The organism is Streptomyces sp. 15-116A, from assembly GCF_025290915.1.
Taxonomy (GTDB): Bacteria; Actinomycetota; Actinomycetes; order Streptomycetales; family Streptomycetaceae; genus Streptomyces.
Genome location: NZ_JAOCQE010000395.1, coordinates 1 through 4575 on the forward strand (window position 1 = coordinate 1; position 4575 = coordinate 4575).

Annotated in this window: 5 protein-coding genes; 3 read left to right on the forward strand and 2 right to left on the reverse strand. The window is 73.2% G+C overall.

From position 1 onward, the window contains the following. Window positions 1-76 precede the first annotated feature (76 nt). Window positions 77-616, forward strand: coding sequence for a hypothetical protein (locus tag N4P33_RS33075; RefSeq protein ID WP_260830625.1), 540 nt, complete (start codon window positions 77-79; stop codon window positions 614-616). Between the two features lie 112 nt (window positions 617-728). Here N4P33_RS33075 and N4P33_RS33080 read toward each other — a convergent pair whose 3' ends face one another. Continuing rightward, a complete protein-coding gene (locus tag N4P33_RS33080; RefSeq protein WP_260830626.1) occupies window positions 729-1508 on the reverse strand; it encodes a hypothetical protein in 780 nt (259 codons plus the stop codon). A gap of 289 nt (window positions 1509-1797) precedes the next feature. On the opposite strand from N4P33_RS33080, the gene purN reads away from it, so the two are divergent. Both purN and purH read left to right on the forward strand, forming a co-directional pair. Beyond that, window positions 1798-2412 carry a phosphoribosylglycinamide formyltransferase gene (gene purN / locus N4P33_RS33085; protein WP_260830627.1) on the forward strand — a complete coding sequence of 205 codons (615 nt, stop codon included), beginning with the start codon at window positions 1798-1800 and terminating at the stop codon, window positions 2410-2412. Beyond that, a complete protein-coding gene (gene purH / locus N4P33_RS33090; RefSeq protein WP_260830628.1) occupies window positions 2409-3971 on the forward strand; it encodes a bifunctional phosphoribosylaminoimidazolecarboxamide formyltransferase/IMP cyclohydrolase in 1563 nt (520 codons plus the stop codon). Before purN ends, purH begins: the two co-directional genes overlap by 4 nt. Before the next feature lie 6 nt (window positions 3972-3977). On the opposite strand, the gene N4P33_RS33095 is transcribed toward purH, so the two are convergent. Further along, window positions 3978-4575: lytic transglycosylase domain-containing protein (locus tag N4P33_RS33095; protein ID WP_260830629.1), on the reverse strand; the 598-nt coding region annotated here is incomplete at its 5' end.

Here is a 4575-nt window from a genome sequence, read left to right on the forward strand (position 1 = left end):
GAGCCGGTGATCTTCTTCAAGGCACCGGACACGGTCGTCGGCCGCGCTGTCCGGTTTCGGGCCGGTGGCCTGGCAAGTGGGTGCGGCGACCCTGGTGTGGATCGGCCTGACGTCGACGGCGACCGCCCTGACGGTGCGGGCCCGCCGGATCCGCGCGCTGGACGCCGAGCGGGCGCGGGCCAAGGAGGAGGCCGAGGGCTCGGAACACTCACCCCGGATCGGCAGCCCCCGCGGAGGCTCACCGGAGCCGGAGTCCAAGGGCTCAGCCGGCGATCAGGCTCAGGGGCCCCGTTCCTGGCGCCGCTGGTTCTCCCGGAAGACGGAGACGGCCGACGGAGACCGTACGGCCGCGCAGCCCGAGCGCCCGTCGCCGCTGTTCGACCCCGACCACCTGGACGACCTCTACCTGCCGTTCGGCCAGGCCCCCGACTCCGCGCCCCGCACCCGGGACACCACCGCCGACGATCCCTACGACTTCCTGCCCACGGACCCCGAGCCGCGCCTCACCGCACCACCCGCCGCACCGCTCCGCGAGACCACGCCACCGCCGCCGACCTCCCCGCCCGGAGCGCCGGACGAGGACCCCGACCCACCGCAGGCCTCACACGACTCCTAGCGCCCACGCCGGGCCCGCACCGCGCCGGGCCCGCACCGCGCCCGCGCCGGGCCCACACCGTGCCCGCGCCGCGATCACCCCCAGAGCCGCCCCCCGGCCACCACAAGCCGCCCTACTCGCTGGTCCCCAGCAACCCCCGCAGCTCCTCCGGCAGCAGGTCGCTGCAGGACTGTCTCGCCTCTTGGGTGAGCGCGTCGTTCGTGCACGTGTAGTAGTCGCTGTAGACCAGCTGGGCCGTGAACGACGCCGCGACCAGGGCCAGCGCCAGGGATGCCGTGACCAGGCCGCTCACCGCCGCCGTGGTCTGCGGGCGGCCGGTCTGCTCCGGGGCCGGGCTGTCCGGGTTCGCGGGGCGGGGCTTGGCGCGCAGGGCGCTGATGCCCCAGTACAGGGCGAGCGCGCCCAGCATCAGGGCGACGTACGGCCAGCTGAACAGCGCGAAGAAGAAGGCCCACATCCCGGCCAGCAGGGCGTAGCGCGCCCGGCGCTGCGCCGGGTCCGTGGGGTCCCAGCGCGGGCCGGGGCTCTGCGGGCCGCCGCCCTGGCCCTCCGGGCGGGGACGCTCACCGAAGCCGCCGGGGGAGCGGCCGGGCTGCCGGTCGCTCCAGTTCCGCCCCCAGGGCGAGCGTCCGCCGTCACCGTCGGAGCCGCTGTCGGAACCGCCGTCACCGGACGGATGCCTCGGCTGCCACGGCCGGTCGGGCGTGCCCTCCGGCGGCGGCGCGAACGGGTTGTCCTCCTGGCTCCCCCGGCCGCGCTCGTCACCGCTCCCGCGGTCCGAGGGCGCGTCGGGCGGCGAGGACGGGCGCTCCCGCAGCAGCACGAGGCTGCGCTCTCCTCCTCGCACCGACTGCTGAGGGAGCGTGAGCAGTCGCAGGCTGCGGTCCGGCATCAAGTGAGCGTCTTCCCCTTGGTGAATCGATCGACGGCACGAACGAGCGAGTACGACTGGTGAACGCGTGGCCCACGAGCGGCGTTCCCGGCCCGGCCCGTACCCCGGTCCGGTCCTCGGCCCGTTCCCCTCCAGACGCTACCTGCCGGTCATGCCCCCGTCCCGTGGGGGATGCCTGGTGTGCCGGTATCGTTGCTGACGGTCGGCCGCTTCGTAGGCTTCCCCGTATTCGAGGGCCCGAAGCATTCGTACGACTCTACAAAGACGCTCTCCGAGAAAGGGCTCCACCGTGGCCAAGCGCCTCGTCGTGCTGGTCTCCGGCTCCGGCACCAACCTCCAGGCGCTCCTCGACGAGATCGCCGCCTCCGGCGCCGAGGCGTACGGGGCCGAGGTCGTGGCCGTCGGCGCCGACCGCGAGGGCATCGAGGGGCTGGCCCGCGCCGAGCGCGCCGGGCTGCCGACCTTCGTGTGCAAGGTCAGGGACCACGCGACCCGCGAGGAGTGGGACGCCGCGCTCGCCGAGGCCGTCGCCGCGTACGAGCCCGACCTGGTCGTCTCCGCCGGGTTCATGAAGATCGTGGGCAAGGAGTTCCTGGCCCGTTTCGGTGGCCGGTTCGTCAACACCCACCCCGCGCTCCTGCCCAGTTTTCCCGGCGCCCACGGCGTCCGCGACGCGCTCGCGTACGGCGCCAAGGTCACCGGCTGCACCGTCCACTTCGTCGACGACGGCGTCGACACCGGGCCGATCATCGCGCAGGGCGTGGTGGAGGTCAGGGACGAGGACGACGAGAGCGCTCTGCACGAGCGCATCAAGGAAGTCGAGCGAAGGCTGCTCGTCGAGGTCGTGGGGCGGCTCGCCCGCAACGGCTATCGCATTGAGGGACGAAAGGTAGTTATCCAGTGACCGCCGAGAGCAACAAGCGGGCCATCCGACGGGCGCTCGTCAGCGTCTACGACAAGACGGGCCTCGAGGACCTGGCCCGCGGTCTGCACGAGGCCGGCGTCGAGCTGGTCTCCACCGGCTCCACGGCCGCGAAGATCGCCGCCACCGGTGTCCCGGTCACCAAGGTCGAGGAGCTCACCGGCTTCCCCGAGTGCCTGGACGGCCGCGTCAAGACGCTGCACCCGAAGGTCCACGCCGGCATCCTCGCCGACCTGCGTCTGGCCGACCACCAGCAGCAGCTGAAGGACCTCGGCGTCGAGCCGTTCGACCTGGTCGTCGTCAACCTCTACCCCTTCCGCGAGACCGTCGCCTCCGGCGCGACGCCCGACGAGTGCGTGGAGCAGATCGACATCGGCGGCCCGTCCATGGTGCGCGCCGCCGCCAAGAACCACCCCTCGGTCGCGGTCGTCACCAGCCCCGCCCGCTACGCCGACGTCCTCACCGCCGTCCGCGAGGGCGGCTTCGACCTCGCCACCCGCAAGCGGCTCGCCGCCGAGGCCTTCCAGCACACCGCCGCCTACGACGTCGCCGTCGCGAGCTGGTTCGCCTCCGAGTACGCGCCCGTCGACGACTCCCGGTTCCCCGACTTCCTCGGCGCCACCTGGGAGCGCAAGAACACCCTGCGCTACGGCGAGAACCCGCACCAGCCCGCCGCGCTCTACGTCTCCGGCACCGGCGGCCTCGCCGAGGCCGAGCAGCTGCACGGCAAGGAGATGTCGTACAACAACTACACGGACACCGACGCCGCGCTGCGTGCCGCGTACGACCACGCCGAGCCGGCCGTCGCGATCATCAAGCACGCCAACCCGTGCGGCATCGCGATCGGCGCGGACGTCGCCGAGGCGCACCGCAAGGCGCACGCCTGCGACCCGCTGTCCGCGTTCGGCGGCGTGATCGCCGTCAACCGCCCGGTGTCCAAGGAGATGGCCGAGCAGGTCGCGGAGATCTTCACCGAGGTCATCGTCGCCCCCGGCTACGAGGACGGCGCGCTGGAGGCCCTCACCAAGAAGAAGAACATCCGCGTGCTGCGCGTCACCGGTGCCCCCTCCGCCCCGGTCGAGGTCAAGCCGATCGACGGCGGTGCCCTCCTCCAGGTCGCCGACCGGCTCCAGGCCGAGGGCGACGACCCCGCGAACTGGACGCTGGCGACCGGTGAGGCCCTGTCCGCGGCGGAGCTGGCCGAGCTGGCGTTCGCCTGGAAGGCGTGCCGCGCGGTGAAGTCCAACGCGATCCTGCTCGCCAAGGACGGCGCCTCCGTCGGCGTCGGCATGGGCCAGGTCAACCGCGTCGACTCCGCGAAGCTCGCGGTGGAGCGCGCGGGCGCCGAGCGCGCGCAGGGGGCGTACGCCGCCTCCGACGCGTTCTTCCCCTTCCCCGACGGTCTGGAGATCCTCACCGAGGCCGGCGTGAAGGCCGTGGTCCAGCCCGGCGGTTCGGTCCGTGACGAGCAGGTCGTCGAGGCGGCGAAGAAGGCCGGCGTGACGATGTACTTCACGGGCACGCGGCACTTCTTCCACTGACGCGCATCACGTTCCGCCCGGCGGTGTGTACTCCTTCAGATAGTGCGCGACACGGTCCGCGTAGTCGCGGTACTTGGGAGGCACACCGCCGGCGTCGTTCACCTTCCGGTACGACGTCCGGTACGCGGCGGCGAGCAGCACCCGCCGGTCGCCGGGCAGTTCGGCCTCCAGCCGGGGCGCGATCCAGCACAGGTAGCGGCCCATCGCCGGGATGGACTCGGCGGGCGGGAACGGCGGCTCGGGGACGGTCTCCCCGGGAGTGCCGTCCTCGTTCATCCACCAGCGCAGCACCTTCGGGGTCCAGCGGGCGATGCCGTACTCGTCCTTGGCCGGGTCGGAGAGGTTCGGGTCGAAGTTGCTCTCCACCTTCAGCATCGCCGCGATCAGCGCCGGGGTGACGCCCTCGCGCCCGCAGTCGTGCGCGGTCTCCACGATCAGCAGCCGGTACGCCGACGGCACGCCGCGGTCGGTGCGCAGCTCGTCCGCGCCGTAGGAGGCGGCGGAGCCGGCCCGCGCGGTGCCGTCGCCCGGGGGCGTGTCCCCGGCCCAGACGCTGATGCCGTAACCGAGACCGGCCAAGGCGGCGGTGGCGGCCGCCGTGGCG

Coding starts and splice junctions, on each gene's coding strand:
- N4P33_RS33080 (WP_260830626.1), bottom strand. CDS start 1,508: ATGCCGGACCGCAGCCTGCGACTGCTCACGCTCCCTCAGCAGTCGGTG.